We start from the raw sequence: 381 nt of genomic DNA on the forward strand, positions 1-381 counted from the left end.
AGGTTCAGGAGTGCAAGAACACGGGAAACATGCGCGATTCGGAAGGTTCAGGAGTGCAAGAACACGGGAAACATGCGCGATTCGGACATAGGGTTCCGGGTTCTTCCGGCGGTCACAGGTGCAGAAGCATCCGACTGTTGCCCAAGGTGTTCGGCTTCACTCGTTCGAGACCGAGGAACTCTGCTACGCCCTCGTCATAGGAACGCAGCAGCTCGCTGTAGACATCTGTGTCGACCGGTGTCTCTCCGATCTCCACGAAGCCGTGCTTGGCGAAGAAGTCGACTTCGAAGGTGAGACAGAAAACCCGGCGCACACCCAGCCAGCGGGCGGTCTGCAACAGCTTGTCCAGTACTTGATGCCCCACTCCGGCACCCTTGATGC

The 381-nt window shown here is 58.3% G+C and carries 1 protein-coding gene; it reads right to left on the bottom strand.

From position 1 onward, the window contains the following. Window positions 1-112: 112 nt before the first annotated feature. Window positions 113-381, bottom strand: a 269-nt coding sequence (locus tag AC1DUE_RS20690; RefSeq protein ID WP_477041274.1) for a GNAT family protein, incomplete at its 5' end; no start/stop codon positions are given.

The sequence above is a fragment of the Cellulomonas sp. P4_A2 genome (assembly GCF_056402515.1).